The organism is Streptococcus sp. IMAU 99161 (assembly GCF_014435245.1).
Classification (GTDB): Bacteria; Bacillota; Bacilli; order Lactobacillales; family Streptococcaceae; genus Streptococcus; species Streptococcus lactarius.
Map to the genome: position 1 here is coordinate 143,495 of NZ_JAAPAW010000011.1, position 17,104 is coordinate 160,598.

General features: G+C 42.6%; 21 protein-coding genes. 17 read left to right on the forward strand and 4 right to left on the reverse strand.

All coding sequences use genetic code 11. The annotated features are described in order from the left end of the window. Positions 1-8: 8 nt before the first annotated feature. The 3 genes from HA044_RS06245 (at position 9) to greA (ending at position 2,607) form a co-directional block, all read left to right on the forward strand. Entirely contained in the window at positions 9-506 is a 498-nt protein-coding gene (locus tag HA044_RS06245; protein ID WP_316250442.1) for a GNAT family N-acetyltransferase, read from the forward strand. A gap of 71 nt (positions 507-577) precedes the next feature. Further along, positions 578-2,068, forward strand: coding sequence for an endolytic transglycosylase MltG (mltG, locus tag HA044_RS06250; RefSeq protein WP_187540253.1), 1,491 nt, complete (start codon positions 578-580; stop codon positions 2,066-2,068). A gap of 56 nt (positions 2,069-2,124) precedes the next feature. Further along, complete coding sequence (greA, locus tag HA044_RS06255; protein ID WP_187540255.1) at positions 2,125-2,607, forward strand: transcription elongation factor GreA; 483 nt, start codon at positions 2,125-2,127, stop codon at positions 2,605-2,607. 313 nt (positions 2,608-2,920) lie between these two features. On the opposite strand, the gene yidC is transcribed toward greA, so the two are convergent. Further along, positions 2,921-3,838, reverse strand: coding sequence for a membrane protein insertase YidC (gene yidC, locus HA044_RS06260; protein WP_187540257.1), 918 nt, complete (start codon positions 3,836-3,838; stop codon positions 2,921-2,923). A gap of 76 nt (positions 3,839-3,914) precedes the next feature. Then, complete coding sequence (locus tag HA044_RS06265; RefSeq protein ID WP_187540259.1) at positions 3,915-4,193, reverse strand: acylphosphatase; 279 nt, start codon at positions 4,191-4,193, stop codon at positions 3,915-3,917. A 63-nt stretch (positions 4,194-4,256) separates the two neighbouring features. Here HA044_RS06265 and HA044_RS06270 point away from each other — a divergent pair, with 63 nt between their 5' ends. The 14 genes from HA044_RS06270 (at position 4,257) to yidD (ending at position 13,718) form a co-directional block, all read left to right on the forward strand. Then, a complete protein-coding gene (locus HA044_RS06270; RefSeq protein WP_187540261.1) occupies positions 4,257-5,003 on the forward strand; it encodes an RNA methyltransferase in 747 nt (248 codons plus the stop codon). An 82-nt stretch (positions 5,004-5,085) separates the two neighbouring features. Continuing rightward, positions 5,086-5,577, forward strand: a complete 492-nt coding sequence (locus HA044_RS06275) for an HD domain-containing protein (protein ID WP_187540262.1) — start codon at positions 5,086-5,088, stop codon at positions 5,575-5,577. 28 nt (positions 5,578-5,605) lie between these two features. Next, positions 5,606-6,292 (forward strand): Bax inhibitor-1/YccA family protein, encoded by a 687-nt coding sequence (locus HA044_RS06280; RefSeq protein WP_187540264.1) that lies wholly within the window; start codon positions 5,606-5,608, stop codon positions 6,290-6,292. A gap of 94 nt (positions 6,293-6,386) precedes the next feature. Beyond that, positions 6,387-7,637, forward strand: a complete 1,251-nt coding sequence (locus tag HA044_RS06285; RefSeq protein WP_187540266.1) for a diaminopimelate decarboxylase — start codon at positions 6,387-6,389, stop codon at positions 7,635-7,637. Positions 7,638-7,692: 55 nt separating this feature from the next. Then, the gene (locus HA044_RS06290) at positions 7,693-7,938 is read left to right on the forward strand and encodes a YneF family protein (protein WP_187540268.1); all 246 of its coding nucleotides are present in this window, start codon (positions 7,693-7,695) and stop codon (positions 7,936-7,938) included. 78 nt (positions 7,939-8,016) lie between these two features. After that, positions 8,017-8,811: a glutamate racemase gene (gene racE / locus HA044_RS06295; RefSeq protein WP_187540270.1), complete on the forward strand. Its 795-nt coding sequence runs from the start codon at positions 8,017-8,019 to the stop codon at positions 8,809-8,811. After that, positions 8,808-9,785: a nucleoside-triphosphate diphosphatase gene (locus HA044_RS06300; protein WP_187540272.1), complete on the forward strand. Its 978-nt coding sequence runs from the start codon at positions 8,808-8,810 to the stop codon at positions 9,783-9,785. The genes racE and HA044_RS06300 overlap by 4 nt, the downstream gene beginning before the upstream one ends. Continuing rightward, the gene (locus tag HA044_RS06305) at positions 9,761-10,282 is read left to right on the forward strand and encodes a metallophosphoesterase (RefSeq protein ID WP_187540274.1); all 522 of its coding nucleotides are present in this window, start codon (positions 9,761-9,763) and stop codon (positions 10,280-10,282) included. The genes HA044_RS06300 and HA044_RS06305 overlap by 25 nt, the downstream gene beginning before the upstream one ends. After that, positions 10,279-10,740 (forward strand): cyclic-di-AMP-binding protein CbpB, encoded by a 462-nt coding sequence (gene cbpB, locus HA044_RS06310; protein WP_187540276.1) that lies wholly within the window; start codon positions 10,279-10,281, stop codon positions 10,738-10,740. The genes HA044_RS06305 and cbpB overlap by 4 nt, the downstream gene beginning before the upstream one ends. Further along, entirely contained in the window at positions 10,737-11,468 is a 732-nt protein-coding gene (xerD, locus tag HA044_RS06315) for a site-specific tyrosine recombinase XerD (protein WP_187540278.1), read from the forward strand. Before cbpB ends, xerD begins: the two co-directional genes overlap by 4 nt. Next, positions 11,468-12,187 (forward strand): segregation/condensation protein A, encoded by a 720-nt coding sequence (locus HA044_RS06320; RefSeq protein ID WP_187540280.1) that lies wholly within the window; start codon positions 11,468-11,470, stop codon positions 12,185-12,187. Before xerD ends, HA044_RS06320 begins: the two co-directional genes overlap by 1 nt. Next, on the forward strand, positions 12,171-12,740 hold the full coding sequence (scpB, locus tag HA044_RS06325; RefSeq protein WP_187540281.1) for an SMC-Scp complex subunit ScpB: 570 nt from the start codon (positions 12,171-12,173) through the stop codon (positions 12,738-12,740). Before HA044_RS06320 ends, scpB begins: the two co-directional genes overlap by 17 nt. Further along, positions 12,730-13,461 (forward strand): pseudouridine synthase, encoded by a 732-nt coding sequence (locus HA044_RS06330; protein ID WP_187540283.1) that lies wholly within the window; start codon positions 12,730-12,732, stop codon positions 13,459-13,461. Before scpB ends, HA044_RS06330 begins: the two co-directional genes overlap by 11 nt. Then, positions 13,458-13,718 (forward strand): membrane protein insertion efficiency factor YidD, encoded by a 261-nt coding sequence (gene yidD, locus HA044_RS06335; protein WP_187540285.1) that lies wholly within the window; start codon positions 13,458-13,460, stop codon positions 13,716-13,718. The genes HA044_RS06330 and yidD overlap by 4 nt, the downstream gene beginning before the upstream one ends. Positions 13,719-14,055: 337 nt before the next feature. On the opposite strand, the gene HA044_RS06340 is transcribed toward yidD, so the two are convergent. Together HA044_RS06340 and trkA are read right to left on the reverse strand one after the other, a co-directional pair. Further along, entirely contained in the window at positions 14,056-15,495 is a 1,440-nt protein-coding gene (locus tag HA044_RS06340; RefSeq protein WP_187540287.1) for a TrkH family potassium uptake protein, read from the reverse strand. A gap of 5 nt (positions 15,496-15,500) precedes the next feature. Continuing rightward, positions 15,501-16,856 carry a Trk system potassium transporter TrkA gene (gene trkA / locus HA044_RS06345; RefSeq protein WP_187540289.1) on the reverse strand — a complete coding sequence of 452 codons (1,356 nt, stop codon included), beginning with the start codon at positions 16,854-16,856 and terminating at the stop codon, positions 15,501-15,503. Positions 16,857-17,104 lie beyond the last annotated feature (248 nt).

Here is a 17,104-nt window from a genome sequence, read left to right on the forward strand (position 1 = left end):
AAGAAAACTTGACCATTCGACAAGCTCGACTAGATGATTTGGATGCTATTGAGCGTATTGAACAGGAGAATTTTTCTGCAGAAGAAGCAATAGCACGTGAGATTTTACGAGATCACATTGAAACCATTCGCTCGACTTTTCTAGTAGCAGAGAGCAAAGGCCAGATTTTAGGCTATCTAGAAGGTCCTGTTAGACCAGAGCGCTATTTGATCGATTCCTCCTTTTCAGAGGTAGAAGATCTGAGCCATATCGAAAAAGGCTTTATTTCTATTACCAGTCTGTCCATTGCCAAAGAAGCCCAAGGATTGGGTCTTGGTGGGGCCTTGCTTGAGGCGATGAAGGAGATTGCTATCAAGGATGACCGTCAAGGGATCAATCTAACCTGTCATGATTATTTGATTCCTTATTATGAGAAACACGGTTTTACAAATGAAGGACTGTCTGACTCTCAGTATGCGGGAGAAGTATGGTACAATCTGGTTTGGGAAAGGAAAAACCTTGATTAACTAGGTGTTTTCAAGAAGAAGGGCGATTTGTATTGCTTTTCTAAATCTTTTAAGATATAATATTAAGGATTATGATGAGGGAGGTCAATTATTTGACTGATAAATCACAAGATAGTGAGAAGGGATTAAGCTTCAAAGAGCAGATCCTCAGAGATTTAGAAGAGGCCAACGAGCAGATTTTAAAGATTGAAAAAGAGTATGATCTACCAGATAGAAGTATTGAAACCCCTTCTTCACCGAAAGAAGATGAAGCATCCACACCGCCTCCAAAAAGAGAAGAAGTGGAACAACAGCCTGAGGCTAGTCCTGCTGTGGCTGATGAAAAAGGGAGCGAGCCGTCAAAAACGACTCTTAAAGAACCAAGTCAAAAGCCAGTAGAAGACAAACTATCACGCTCAACACGTCATCAAAAGAAAAAGAAACAAAATAAGATTGCCAAACGCATTGTCCGGACGGTGGTCACCATCTTATTGGTTGTGATCGTTGCGACGGGGATCTTTGCTGCGACTTATGTCAATTCAGCTTTGAAACCTATGGATAAGAATGCAACAGAGTTTGTGACGGTTGAGATCCCAGCTGGTTCTAGTAATCGTGAGATTGGAAGCATCTTAGAGAAAAAAGGTCTCGTGAAAAACGGCCAGTTCTTCAACTACTACACCAAGTTTAAGAACTACAGCAATTTCAAATCTGGATATTTCAATTTGCAAAAGAGTATGGATTTAGAAACCATCATTCAAAAATTGCAGGAAGAAGGGACCAAAACCCCTCAACCTCCAGTTCTTGGTAAGGTGACGGTTCCTGAAGGTTACTCAATCGATCAGATTGCGGAAGCCATCACTACGGATGTCTCCACGAAGAAGAAAGGCAAGACACCATACAAGAAAGACGATTTCTTGAAGGCAGTCCAAGACGAAGCTTTTATTGAGAAGATGGTAGCGAAGTATCCTAAGCTCTTGGCCAATCTTCCAAGTAAGGATTCAGGTGTTCGTTACCGCTTAGAAGGTTATCTGTTCCCAGCTACATACAATTATGGGAAAGATACCAAAGTGGAAGATATGATCGAGCAGATGCTTGCAGCGATGGATCAAAAATTAAGTTCCTATTATGATACACTTGAAAGCAAGAACCTCACCGTCAATGAAGTCTTGACTCTTGCTTCCTTAGTTGAAAAAGAAGGAGCAAACGACCAGGACCGCAAAGATATCGCAAGTGTCTTCTATAACCGCTTAAACCAAGATATGCCACTGCAAAGTAACATTGCCATTCTTTATGCGCAAGGCAAACTTGGTCAAAAAACGACCCTAAAAGAAGATGCAACGATTGACACAGAACTTGATTCTCCATTCAATATTTACAAAAATACTGGATTGATGCCTGGACCTGTTGACAGTCCAGGGGTATCAGCGATTGAAGCAACGGTGAACCCAAGTAAAACAGATTACTTGTACTTTGTCGCAAATGTTGAGACAGGTGAGGTCTTCTTTGCAAAGACTTATGAAGAACACAATAAAAATGTAGAAGAACACGTCAATAGTAAATTGACGCAAGCAAGTTCAAACTAGGAAAAGCATGTGGCGCGTCCACAGCTTTTTCATTCAAATATAGAAAGAGAAGAAACATGGCAGAAAAAACATACCCTATGACCTTAGCAGAAAAAGAAAAATTGGAACAAGAATTAGAAGAGTTGAAATTGGTTCGTCGTCCAGAAGTGGTCGAACGGATCAAGGTAGCTCGTTCTTATGGAGACCTCTCAGAAAACTCTGAGTACGAAGCAGCCAAGGATGAACAGGCTTTTGTTGAAGGACAAATTTCTAGCTTGGAAACAAAAATTCGTTATGCTGAAATCGTTGATAGTGACGCTGTAGCGGTAGATGAAGTCGCTATTGGTAAAACCGTAACGGTTCAAGAAGTTGGAGAATCCGATCAAGAAGTCTACAGTATCGTAGGATCAGCAGGAGCGGATGCTTTTGCTGGGAAGATCTCAAATGAAAGCCCTATTGGACATGCCTTAATTGGTAAGAAAACAGGCGACGTAGTCACAGTTGAGACACCGGTTGGAAGTTACCAAGTGAAAATTTTGAACGTAGAAAAAACGGTGTAAGATAAAAAAGTAGGTTCTCGAGGAGAGCCTTCTTTTTTGGCTTTAAAAGAGAAGGGTCTCTTTGTGAGAGTGAGGATTCTTGTGACTGGCTGAACGGTATCAAAAAAGAGAGTGGGACAGAAAATGGTCATTCGTTAGAATTCGATTTCGTCGTCCCACCTCCGCATAGTTGAGTAGGGCTGTATAAGCTGATGAAATCAGCGTAGTAGAGCCCACTCAACCACTGCGTCTTGCTCGACAATCCAAAAATAATTAAGAGGCTAGGACTTTTGTCCCAGCCTCCTTTGTATGCTACTAGAATTTAGTATGTTTTCTATTTTCGATTGCGTTGTTTTCCTGCGTTGCGGTTGCTTTTTGGCTTGTGTTGGAGTTGTGTTGTCGCAGTTGGGGTAACGTCTTTTTTCACACGGTGACTGGTTGCTTTTGGAGGATTATTTTTGTATTCCTCAGCGACACGTTTGCGAAGATTTGGACGAATCAGGTAATTAACGACAAATTGTTGGATGATTTGGATGACCCCACCGACTACCCAATAAAGGGTCACTCCAGCAGTATTTAGAACAGAGAAGACAGCGATCATAATTGGACTCATCAGCGATGCTTTGCGCATGCTTTCTTTTTGGGTTTCATCTTCGATCCCATGAAGTGAGAGCACACTTTGAATGTAGTAGAGGACCGCAACGATCGCTGTCAAAAGCAAGCTGGGCTTACCAAGAGGAATTCCAAGGAAGGTCTGTCCAGCAATCCCTTTGGTGTGTTGAGCCGCAAAGAAGAGAGCTGAGAAAAATGGCATTTGGATCAATAGTGGCAAACAACCAATGCCTCCAAACATGCTGACTCCATTCTCCCGTTGGGCCATCATCAATTCTTGTTGAGCTAACAATTTTTCTTCTTGAGTTTTAGCTGTTTTCATCCGATCTTGGATAGGACCAAGGATCGGCTTTAAGTAGTTCATCTTTTCAGATTGGTAAGTTGCCTTCCACGATTGGTACAAGCCAAGTGGCAAGATAATCAAGCGGACAATCAAGGTCACAATAATAATGCCAAGTCCAAAGCCTAAGCCGAGGTTGTTGGCAAAGAATTTAATGGCTTCCCCCATTGGACGTCCAAGGACATTCCAGATGAATCCAGTTGGATTGCCAGTTTTACGATCGATGCCGACACACCCTGACAAAAAGACCAGGGAAGTGAGAGCCATCGTTGCCAGTAATACGAATTTATTTTTTTTCACAAATAGTTCCTCTTTTAAAAAATAATACTTCTCTATTCTACTGTTTTTTTTGAAAATACACAATAGGTCGATCGTCTTAATTTGTAATTTTGAAATTGGAGAAGTTTTCAAAATTTGCCAAATTGACATCCAAATAGGACACCTTTGAAAAAGGAGTTGGCCCTTTGCGGATTTCTTGAATGAATTTGGCCATTTGTTGACTGGTTTCAGCCTGAGCTAATATGCCAACCGTTCCATCATCGTTGTTCCAGACACGCCCTGTGATGCCACCGATCTCAAGAGCAAGAGCATAGACACCCCAACGAAAGCCAACCCCTTGAACACGCCCTTGGGCAATCATTTTTACCTTTTGCATTTCTTTCCTCCTAGGCACAAAGAAATCCATCTGAAGCAGATTTCTTTGTGATATAATAGTCCTATGAATATTATAACGTCTAAATCCAATAATGGGATCAAAAATGCAAAAAAATTACATCAAAAAAAATATCGAACCGATTCCTACCTGATTGAGGGCTGGCATCTCTTTGAAGAAGCAGTGAACTATCAAGCCCCTATCCGGCAGATCTTTGTTTTAGAAGCGTTTTTGGATCTGGTAGAGGGGATGGATCAGGTAACAGTAGTGACACCCGAGATTTTGGAACTGTTAGCTGATTCCAAGACCCCTCAAGGGATTGTGGCAGAGATTGCTCTTGAGCAACCCGTCCTTCCTGATCAGCTACAAGGACGCTTCCTCTATTTGGAGGATGTACAAGACCCTGGAAATGTGGGAACCATGATTCGTACAGCAGATGCTGCAGGCTTTGATGGTGTCATTCTATCAAAAGCTTCCGCTGATATATACAGTCTCAAGGTCCTTCGCTCCATGCAAGGAAGTCACTTTCATCTTCCTATCTGGAAAATGGACCGAGCTGAGCTGTTTGAGCGTGCTTCCAAATCCAATACTCCGGTCCTTGCGACGACCTTATCGAAATCGTCAATCGATTACCGTCAGCTTCCTCAGATGGACCTGTTTATCCTGGTCATGGGCAATGAAGGACAGGGCATCAGTTCGGAAATGGCGGCTCAAGCAGACCAGCTCGTACATATCACGATGCCAGGTCTGGCCGAGAGTTTAAATGTTGCGGTGGCTGCTGGAATTTTGATGTTTTATTTAAGGTTTTTTTGAGAAAAAGCAGTATACTGAAACTGTAAGGAAAAGTTGTTGGAGATCTGATTGGGAGAACTCATCGATGAAAGGTGGTTAGCTAATGCATTATGATCACGACAAAGAATATATGACCTACGTGGGACACTTGATCCAGCACCCGAAGGTTCAAAAATTATCCACTATTCCCCACCATATTCATTCCAACCGCTTGGAGCATTCCATTCACGTCAGCTACACCAGCTACAAGGTGGCCAAAAGATTTGGTTGGGATGCCAAAAGCGCGGCTCGGGGTGGTCTCTTACATGACCTATTTTATTACGATTGGCGTGAGACCAAGTTTACAAAGAGCCACGCCTGGGTTCATCCACGCATTGCTGTAAGAAATGCGCGAAAGATTACAGAACTCAATGCTAGGGAAGAAGATATCATCGTTAAACACATGTGGGGGGCTACCCTTGCTCCGCCTCGTTACAAAGAGTCCTTCGTGGTGACTATGGTGGATAAATACTGGGCGATCAAGGAAGCCTCCAAGCCGTTACGACATAAGATGGCTAAAAAGAGATTTTTTCACCGAAAAATGTTAAAATCGTAGTAAATAAATTTGAAAGGAAGTTTATTAGATGTATAATGACTCTATAATCCAGGAACAAAGTGGATTGAATGCTTTTTATAATAAAATCTATTCCTTAGTAGGGATTGGTGTTGGGATTTCGGCCCTTGTGTCTGGTCTTATGATGACCGTTTTTCAAGACTTTTTCGTTCAAATCCTGACAACTGCGCCAATGGTTTATTACATTGCTATTGCGGCAGAATTGATCTTGGTCTTTGTTGCAAGTGGGAAGGCTGTTAAAAACAGTCCGTCTGCCCTTCCAATTTTCCTGATCTACTCAGCTTTGAATGGATTTACTCTCAGCTTTATCATTGCCCAATACATGCAAGCGACTGTCTATAAGGCTTTCTTGGTCAGCGCCTTGATGTTTGTTGTCATGGGAGCTATTGGACGCGTTGTGAAAAAAGACCTTTCAGGTATGGGACGTGCCTTGATGGGCGTCTTGATCGGTGTGATCATCGCATCTGTCGTCAATATTTTCTTGAGAAGCTCTGGAATGGATTATATCTTGAGCATTATCTCCGTCTTCCTCTTTGCAGGATTGACAGCTTGGGATAATCAAAAGATCCGCTATGTTTATGATCAATCGAATGGTCAACCTGCAACAGGCTGGGCTGTTGCCATGGCTTTGGAACTGTATCTTGATTTTATCAACCTCTTTATCAGTTTGGTTCGAATTTTTGGAAGAAACGACTAATGAAGATGGATGAAGCTGGGGCAGTTGCCTCGGCTTTTTTTGTTCCCAAACTTGTGCTATACTAGTATGGACTAAAGAATAGAAATGAGTGCTTATGAAAACACCCTTTGTAACCCGTGAACAATTAGACCAGTTGATCCAAGAATTTCCAACGCCTTTTCATCTCTATGATGAAGCAGGGATTCGTGAAACAGCACGAGCGCTTCACAAGGCTTTTGCATGGAATGAAGGCTTTAAAGAATACTTTGCGATCAAAGCCACACCCAATCCATCTATTCTAAAAATTTTGCAAGAAGAGGGCTGTGGAGTCGATACTGCCAGCTACGTTGAATTGTTAATGGCGGATAAGTTGGGTTTTAGTGGAAAAGAGATCATGTTTTCTTCGAACAACACCCCAGCCAATGAATTCGTCTACGCTCGGGAATTGGGAGCAACCATCAATCTGGATGCCTACGAAGACATTGCCTTCTTAAAATCAGTTGCCAGCATTCCAAAGGTGATTTCCTGCCGCTACAATCCTGGTGGAGTCTTTGAACTGGGAACCGATATTATGGACAACCCAGAAGAAGCGAAGTTTGGGATGACCAAGGAGCAATTGATCCAATCCTTTAAGGAGTTAAAGGAGTTGGGTGTGGAAGAGTTCGGGATTCATGCCCTCTTGGCCTCGAATACCGTATCGAACGATTACTATCCTGAGTTGGCACGTCAGCTCTTTGAATTGGCAGTAGAAGTCGTCGAAAAAACAGGGGTTCACTTGGGCTTCATCAACCTATCTGGTGGTGTCGGGATTAACTATAAACCGGAACAACGTCCCAATGATATTGCTGTAATTGGCGAAGGGGTGCACCGTGTGTTTGATGCCATTCTTAAACCTGCAGGTCTGGGTCATGTCAAAATCTATACGGAGCTTGGCCGCTTTATGCTGGCTTCTAACGGTCTTTTAGTGACGACCGTGACCCATAAAAAGAAGACCTATCGGACCTATGTTGGTGTTGATGCTTCAGCTGTCAATCTTCTTAGACCAGCTATGTACGGAGCCTACCACCATATCACCAATATGGACCGTCCGGATGGACCAACAGAAGTGGTCGATATTGTTGGAAGCCTTTGTGAAAACAACGATAAATTTGCCAAACAACGAGAACTCCCAGTGACGGAGATTGGAGATGTCTTGGTCATTCATGATACGGGAGCTCACGGCTTTTCAATGGGCTATCAATACAATGCCAAGTTGCGTTCAGCAGAAGTCTTGCTTCAAGAAAATGGGCAAGCACGCTTGATTCGACGGGCAGAAAAACCAGAGGATTATCTGGCAACTCTCTATGGCTTTGACATTGAAAAATAAGCGATTGTCTGCTATAATAATAGTTATGTAAAAATAATGGATCGGAGAAAAATGTATGAATCTCTTTTTAGGAATTTTGTTGATTATTTTGGCTTTCTTTGGTGGAATGGTTGCAGGTATGTTCTTGCTTCGTCGTCAATTTGAAAAAGAATTTGCATCAAACCCCCGTTTGAATGTTGAAGCAGTTCGGACGCTTTTAGGTGCTAGTGGCCAACGTCCAAGTGAAGCAAAAGTTCAACAAGTCTATCGCCAAATTATCAACCAACAAAAATCTGCAATGGCGAAAAATAAGAAAAAATAAAGAGTGGGACAATCTCACGAGAATAAATGAGAGGGGCTTGGAGGAATTTCTTAGTCCCTCCTTTTGGAAGGAAGAGATATGGATAACCGACCGATTGGTTTTTTAGATTCTGGAGTAGGTGGCCTGACGGTGGTTCGCGAACTGCTCCGTCAACTGCCTCATGAAGATGTTGTCTATATTGGGGATTCGGCGCGTGCCCCTTATGGTCCTAGACCAGCAGAACAAATTCGCGACTATACTTGGCAGATGGTAAACTTCCTTTTGACAAAAAATGTGAAGATGATTGTCTTAGCCTGTAATACTGCAACGGCTGTTGTCTGGGAAGAAGTCAAGGCCAAACTCGATATCCCCGTTTTGGGAGTGATCTTGCCGGGAGCTTCTGCAGCCATCAAATCAACGACCCATCAAAAAGTTGGAGTGATTGGGACACCGATGACAGTCTCGTCTGGAATCTACCAAGAAAAAATCCAACACTTAGCTCCAGATATGGAAGTCACCAGTCTAGCTTGTCCCAAATTTGTCCCCTTGGTGGAGTCGAATGAATTAACCTCCAGCGTTAGTAAAAAGGTGGTCTATGAGACCCTAAAACCACTAGTTGGAAAGGTTGATACCCTTGTTTTGGGATGTACCCATTATCCACTCTTGAAACCCATTATCCAAAATGTGATGGGACCATCTGTTAAATTGATTGATAGTGGGGCAGAGTGTGTTCGGGATATTTCCGTATTGTTAAATTATTTTGAGTTGAACAAAAGCCGTGAACTAGCGGGGCAAAACCATCGTTTTTATACAACGGCAAATGCCAATAGCTTTGCAGCGATTGCTGAAAAGTGGCTAGAGCGTTCGGTGAATGTGGAGCATGTGAATTTATGAGTGACAAACTATTTGAATACAAAGATTCCCAAGATTGGTATATTGCCCAATGGGGAGAAGATGCAGACTACAACCAATTTAGTCAAGTTCCTGCGGAAGCTTCCACTCTGTTAGACCAGCTGGAACTTCTCTTTGAAAAAGATTCCCAAGGTTTCCCCCTTAATCTATCGGTGATGCGCTATGGATCAGCTTTTCGTTTCCTGACTTTTTTGACGGAAGTCTTAAATGAGGTCAAGGGAAGAGCTTTTGAGATTGTCCAACGTCAAGGGGCCTTGCTCTTGGTAGAGAAGGGCAGCTTACTTTATGTGCATCTACCAAGTGAGGGTGTGAACTTAGAAGCTTTTTTAGGGCAAGATAAGGTGAAAGATACCATCCTTATTGCGACTCGTAATGAAGGAAAAACCAAGGAATTCCGCAATATGTTTGAAAAATTAGGCTTTGAAGTGGAAAACCTCAATCAACATCCAGAGCTTCCAGAAGTGGAAGAAACAGGGATGACCTTTGAAGAAAATGCCCGCCTCAAGGCTGAAACAATCGCTGAATTAACCGGCAAAACGGTCTTGGCAGATGATTCAGGCTTGAAGGTGGATGTCTTAGGTGGCTTACCTGGAGTTTGGTCTGCTCGCTTTGCGGGAGTTGGCGCGACGGATGCGGAAAACAATGCCAAGTTGTTGCATGAGTTGGCCATGGTCTTTGAGTTGAAGGATCGTTCAGCCCAATTCCATACGACCTTGGTGGTTGCAAAACCTGGTAAGGAAAGCCTAGTAGTAGAAGCGGATTGGCCAGGCTATATTAATTTTGAGCCTAAGGGTGAAAACGGCTTTGGCTATGATCCTCTCTTTTTGGTTGGGGAAACTGGCCGTGCTGCTGCGGAATTAACCCTTGAAGAAAAAAATACACAATCGCATCGTGCTTTAGCTGTTAAAAAATTATTGGAGGTATTTCCATCATGGCAAAGCAAACAATCATCGTAATGAGTGACTCGCATGGAGACCGTTCCATCGTAGAAGCAATTAAAGACAAATACCTAGGTCAGGTCGATGGTATCTTTCACAATGGGGATTCTGAACTAAAAAGTGATGATCCTGTCTGGGAAGGGATTCACGTTGTCAAAGGAAACATGGATTTTTATGATGGCTATCCAGAACGCTTGGTGACCCAACTAGGGCCAACACGAATCATCCAGACCCATGGGCATCTCTTCCAGATCAATTTTAGTTTTCAAAAATTGGATCTGTGGGCCCAAGAGGAAGAAGCAGATATCTGTCTTTACGGCCACCTTCATATCCCAGATGCTTGGAAGGAAGGTCGGACCCTCTTTGTGAATCCTGGTTCGATCAGTCAGCCACGTGGTCCTATTCGAGAGTGCCTCTATGCTAAAATTGAGATAGATGATTCCAATTACAAGGTAGAGTACTACACGAGAGACCATGTATTGTATCCGGAATTAACAAAGGAGTTTAGCAGATGATCGCAAAGGAATTTGAGCACTTCTTGCTGGCGCAAGAAGAAACATTCCTAACCCCTGCCACAAACTTGGCGGTCTTAATTGACACCCATAATGTGGACCACGCCGTCTTGCTCTTAAGTCAGATTAGTTATAGTCGGATTCCAGTGGTTACTGCTGAGCGCAAGTTTGTAGGGACCATTTCTCTAACGGATATTCTATCGTATCAACTCCAACACAACATTCCTGAGGAGACTTTTGCTTCTATGGATATTGTGGATATCGCAAAAAAAGAGGTTGGGATCATCGGAGTAGATTTTAATCTGACAGAAGTCCTCCATAAACTGGTGGATGATTCCTTCTTATCGGTGGTGGACCAAGCAGGGATTTTCCAAGGAATTATCACACGAAAATCCATTCTCAAAGCCATCAATTCGCTCATGCATAATTTTTCAAATGAATACGAGATGATTCCAAAATGAAAGAATTTATTGCAAGTTTTATTGATCAAAAAGAGCTGAGTGAAAATTCTCAGTCGGCTTATTTCTATGACTTGGACCAATTTATTGAGTCCATCCATGGAAAAGTGACACCGACAAATTTGAGAATTTACCAAGCTTCTATTAAGGATTTTAAGCCGGCTGTCCAAAAACGGAAGTTATCAGCCGTCAACCAATTCCTTTACTATCTATATCAAGAACATCATATTTCAGAGTACCATCGCCTTGTCTTGCCTAAAATTCATGTCGTCAAGACCCATGATCGAGAGTTGATGGATTTGACCCATTTTTGGGACGCATCAACCAACCCACAGGGACGTTTGATGGCCTTATTGATTCTGGAGATGGGCTTATTGCCAAGTGAAATTCTTCAAGTCAAGGTTGCAGATATTCAGATGGACTTTCATGTCATTCGAGTGGGCAAGGATGGTCAAAAACGGGTCTTAAAAGTACCAGAACCTCTACTGGATGAGTTGCAAGTCTTCTTAGATGGGGTTTATCTCTTTGATAATAAAGGCAAATCCTACTCACGGCAGTGGGGATTTCGACAATTAGAGGCTTTCTTGATCGAAAAAGGCCACCAAGATTTATCCGCACAATCGATTCGCGAACAATATATTTTGAAGCAAAGAGAACTGGGTGTAGATCTCTTTAGTATTGCGCGTGAGCTGGGTTTAAAGACCATGGTGACATTAGAAAAATATAAATAATGGATATTAAAATTAAAGATTTTGAAGGGCCCTTGGACCTCTTGCTCCACTTGGTCTCCAAGTACCAGATGGATATCTATGAGGTTCCTCTGATTGAGGTGATTGAACAATATCTGGCCTATCTTGCGACTCTGAAGGCCTTAAAGCTAGAGGTAGCAGGGGAATATATGCTCATGGCTAGTCAGCTGACTTTGATCAAGAGCCGCAGACTCCTGCCAAAGGTCGCAGAGGAGCTGGAGGAAGCAGAAGACCTGGAGCAAGACCTCCTTTCTCAATTGGAAGAGTACCGGACCTACAAACAATTAGGGGAATTGATGGCCTCTCAACACGAAGAACGGGCCCTCTATTATTCAAAACCCAAATTGGAATTGGTCTATGATGATACGGAATTGCTTCACGATCGCACTACAGTGGACCTTTTCTTGGCCTTTTCAAAACTATTAACCAAGAAAAAGGAAGAATTCCGTCAGAACCATACGACCATTGTCAAAGATGAATACAAGATTGAAGATCTGATGGACCAGCTGCGCCAACAATTACAGAATCAATCGCAAATTCTCTTGCAAGATTTGTTTAACAAAGCAGCTAATCTCCAAGAGGTGATCACCTTATTTCTTGCAACGCTTGAGCTGATTAAGATCCAAGAGGTGACAGTGGTACAAGATACTGCTTTTGGAGAAATTTACGTAAATAGGATGGAAGATGAGCAAACTAGCTGAAATTGAAGCACTTTTATTTGTAGCAGGCGAAGAAGGAATTACTGCTAGGCAAATCGCCGATATTCTGTCTTTGCCTCCTACGGGCGTGGTGCAAAGTTTAGATAAATTAAGCCAAAAATACCAGAACGATGAAGAGACTAGTCTTTGCTTGATGGAGACGGCCTCTCATTATAAATTGGTAACAAAGGCAGACTATGCAACGGTTCTACGTGACTATTCTAAAACGCCCATGAACCAAAGTTTGTCCAGAGCTGCTCTTGAAACCTTGTCAATCATTGCTTATAAACAGCCGATCACTCGTGTCGAGGTCGATGATATTCGGGGGGTCAATTCTAGTGGTGCTATTGCCAAGCTTCTATCATTTGACCTGATTCGTGAGGATGGGAAAAAAGAAGTCCTCGGGCGCCCCAATTTGTATGTGACAACGGACTATTTTTTGGATTACATGGGTGTCAATCATTTGGAGGAATTGCCAAAGGTTGAGGATATAGAACTAGATCCAGTAGAAGGTCAATTATTTTCAGAGAGAACAGAGGAACTAGATGAGAATTAATAAATACATTGCCCATGCAGGTGTAGCGAGTCGTCGCAAGGCTGAGGAGTTGATCAAGCAAGGCTTGGTAACGGTCAATGGTCAGGTTGTACGAGAACTAGCAACCATCATTCAATCAGGGGATAAGGTTGAAGTTGAAGGAACTCCAATCTATAACGAAGAGAAGGTCTACTATCTTTTAAATAAGCCGCGAGGGGTGATCTCCAGTGTATCGGATGATAAAGGCCGAACGACTGTGATTGATCTCTTGTCTCAAGTTCCAGAGCGAATCTACCCTGTGGGGCGTCTAGACTGGGATACATCTGGTGTCTTGATTTTGACCAATGATGGTGACTTTACAGATGAGATGATTCACCCACGTAATGAGATTGATAAGGTCTATGTGGCGCGTGTCAAAGGCATTGCCAACAAGGAAAACTTGCGTCCCTTAACACGTGGAGTGACCATTGATGGGAAGAAAACCAAGCCAGCGACTTATGAGATTTTAAAAGTAGATGCGGATAAAAATCGTTCGGTGGTGCAGTTGACCATCCACGAAGGGCGCAATCACCAGGTCAAGAAGATGTTTGAAGCCGTGGGGCTCTTGGTGGATAAGCTCTCTCGGACCCGATTTGGAACACTGGATGTGACTGGACTTCGTCCAGGTGAATACCGCCGCTTGAATAAAAAAGAAATCAGCCAACTGCACAATCTAGCAGTGACCCGGTCGAAAAAAGCATGAAGAAAATCTTGATCGCCATGGTGAGGGGCTATCAAAAGTGGATTTCCCCCCTTTTTCCGCCGTCTTGCCGCTTTCAGCCAACCTGTTCTAATTATATGATCCAAGCGATTGAACGCTTTGGAGCAAAAGGGGTCCTGATGGGGATTGCGAGGATTTTGCGATGCCATCCAGGGACTAAAGCGGGACCAGACCCCTTGCCAGACCATTTTAGCCTGAGACGAAATGCTAAGTCAGAACAGAACGATAAAAATCAATAAAAATGAGAGTGGGACCGAAATCGGTCATTCGTTAGAATTCGATTTCGTCGTCCCACCTCCGCACAGTTGAGTAGGGCTGTAAAAGCTGATGAAATCAGCGTAGTAGAGCCCACTCAACCACTGCGTCTTGCTCGACAATCCAAAGACAATTGAGAGGCTAGGACAAAAAGATTTTGATTTTAGGAATTCTTTATTATAAATTTTTAAAATCGATAGATTAGACAAAAAGCGAACAAAAAGAGTATTCTGAATGTCAGAAAACTCTTTTTGTTCGCTTTTTATATTTAAGGTTATACTCCTGTCCCACTCTCATTTTTTTTGTATTCCTTGCTATTCATCAGCGCTTGGACCATGTTCTAGGGAGGAAGAGTAGAATCATTGGGTAGATTTCAAGGCGTCCTGCAATCATGGCCAAGGAAAGTAAGAATTTGGAAATGGGACTAAAGATGGAGAAGGTTTGACCGGTTCCAATCATCGGTCCGATGTTGTTAAAACAGCTAAAGACAGCACTGACGACAGTCATGAAGTTATTATTGTCCAGGCTAACGACAAATAGTAAAGCGATCGTGATAAAACTATAAATCGTAAAGTATTTGAGAATCTTGTGCTGGGTGTCTTTATCTAGTACCGTATCATTAACGTGCAAGGTCACGACCCGATTAGGAGATAAGGTGGATAGGACCTGATTTTTTGCAATCCGCCATAAGGTCAAGCAACGGATGACTTTGAGACCTCCTGCTGTAGAGCCGGCGGACCCTCCAATAACCATTAGCATTAAGAGGATAAACTGTGAGAAGAGAGGCCATTGTTCCGTCGTGCCATAACCAAAACCAGTTGTAGTGATGATATTGGACACTTGAAAGAAAGAGATCTCGAAGCTCTTGGCTACATTGGCATAGAGATGGAGGACATTGTAGGCAATGAGAACACTTGAGACCAGAACGATGGTGATATAGGTCCGCAATTCCTCATCTTTAAAGAAGGCCTTGAATTTTCGGATCATGAGGTAGTAGTAGAGGTTGAAGTTCACCCCAAAGACCAAAACCCCGACACTAACTAAATAGGTGATCAAGCTACTGTTGTAGTGGGCAATTCCATCGTTAAAGACGGTAAATCCTCCGGTACCGGCTGTCCCCATGGCAATAACAAAACTATCAAAAAGGGGCATTCCAGCAAGGAAATAAAGCACTACAAAGAGGAAGAACAAGCCTAGATACAAGAAGTAAAGGATTTGAGCTGTATTTTTTAACTTGGACACCACCTTGCCAAAAACGGGACCAGGCACTTCTGCCTTCATCACTTCAAGGTGACTATTCTTATTATTGTCCATAATGGCTAAGGCAAAGACCAATACTCCCATCCCGCCGATTAAGTGGGTAAAACTACGCCAAAAGAGAAGAGAATGGCTGAGGACACCCACATCATCTAAAATCGTTGCTCCGGTCGTTGTAAAACCAGAGCTGACTTCAAAGAAGCCGTCGATGATGTTTGGAATCTGTCCAGAAAAGACAAAGGGAAGAGCACCGAAGAAGGACCATAAGATCCAACAGAGTGCTACAATCAAAACCCCTTCTTTGGCATAGATGTGAAAATCTTTGGGCTTTTGGAAGCTCCCCAGAAATCCTAGACCTAGCAAAATGGCCATGGTGGCACCAATAGAGACAAAGACCTTAGCAGGTTCATGATAGATGGTAGCAACCACCAAGGGAACAATGAGGAGTCCTGCTTCGATTAAGAGGAGTTTGGATAAGAGGTAACGTATCATACTTTTATTCATAGGGCTTACCTCTCAAGGAGATCGTAGATCTCAGTGATATTTTGGATTAAGGTAGTTACAAGAATACGATCACCAACCATCAAATGGTCTTCTCCATGTGGGAAAATCGCCTTGCCGTTTCGAATAATGGCAGCGATCAACACACCTTTCTTCAGTTTTAAGTCGGACAAGTTCCCCTGGGTCAGTTTGTTTTCTTCCTTGATTTGGAATTGCAAGGTTTCCATTCGGCCGTTGGCCACATGGTGGAGAGCTTCCAGGTTTGAAAAGCGTGCATTGTAACGCCCACGAATAAAGTGCATGATGGTATCCACTGCGATTCGTTTTGGAGTGACGATACTTGTCAGATCCTGATCTCCTATGATTTCAAGAAGACTGGTCCGGTTGACTTTGGTAATATTCTTTTTCACTCCAACAGAATTCAAAAACATCGAAGTGATGATATTTTCTTCATCGACACCCGTCAAGGTTGCGACGGCATCATAGTGTTTGGCACTTTCTTCTAGGAGAATATCTTTTGCAGTCCCGTCGCCGTGAACGATGTAGAGATGAGGGAACTCTTGACTAAAAAATTCCGCCCGTTTCTGATTAATTTCTAAGACTTTCAGATCGATCTTTCGACGTTCATCTTGGAGAATATTGAGGAGGTAATAGGCAATTTTTCCAGCCCCGATAATCATCAGGTTTTTGATCACTTGCGGACGGACACTATTGTGAAAATGGACGACGTCCATCCGATTGCCGGTGATAAAGATCTTATCATTTGGTTGCAGAACAAAGTCACCGTTTGGAATGGTCAATTCATTTTCTCGCTCGATGGCACAAATAATGATATTGCCATATTTCTTCCGAAATTGGAAGAGGCTCATCTCGCAAAGGTGGCTATCGGACTTGATTTTAAACTCCATCAAGGCAACGCGACCATTTGCAAAATGCTCTACAGACAAGGCATTGGGGAAATCAATGCTATTTGCGATATAGCGGGCTGTCAGCAGTTCAGGATTGACAACTAAAGAGAAGCCTAGGATATTTTTTTCCTTGAAGTAAGAATTAGAATATTCAGGATTGCGCACCCGAACAATGGTTTCTTTGGCTCCCATTTTCTTAGCTAGAACAGCAGAGACCATATTGACCTCGTCCTGTTCGGTCAAAGTGATGAAGATATCACAATCTTCAACGTCTGCTTGCTCTAAGACCTTGAAGTTGGCTCCATTGCCCAAAATCCCAATGATGTCAAAGCGTTTGGTAATATGGTTTAAAACAGCTTCATTTTGCTCGATTAAAATGATATCGTGGTTCTCAGCAACAAGAGAACGACAAAGAGCCGTCCCGACCTTTCCACCACCGACAACAATAATTTTCATAGATTACCTCCAGACTATGATTCTATCATACTTTATTTTCACAAAAAATTCATCTGTTTTCTGATTTTAAAAGAGATTTCTAAAGCTAACTTTCTGAAGAACGAATGACAAAACTTTTCTTAAAAAAATCTAAAAAACTATTGACAGGAGTTTTAAAAATGGTATACTTAAACAGTACCTTCGTTGATTTACCTCAAACCTGTTGTGAGTTAAGTTAATGAAGCTGTAACCACGCTGTTTGCTGAGCT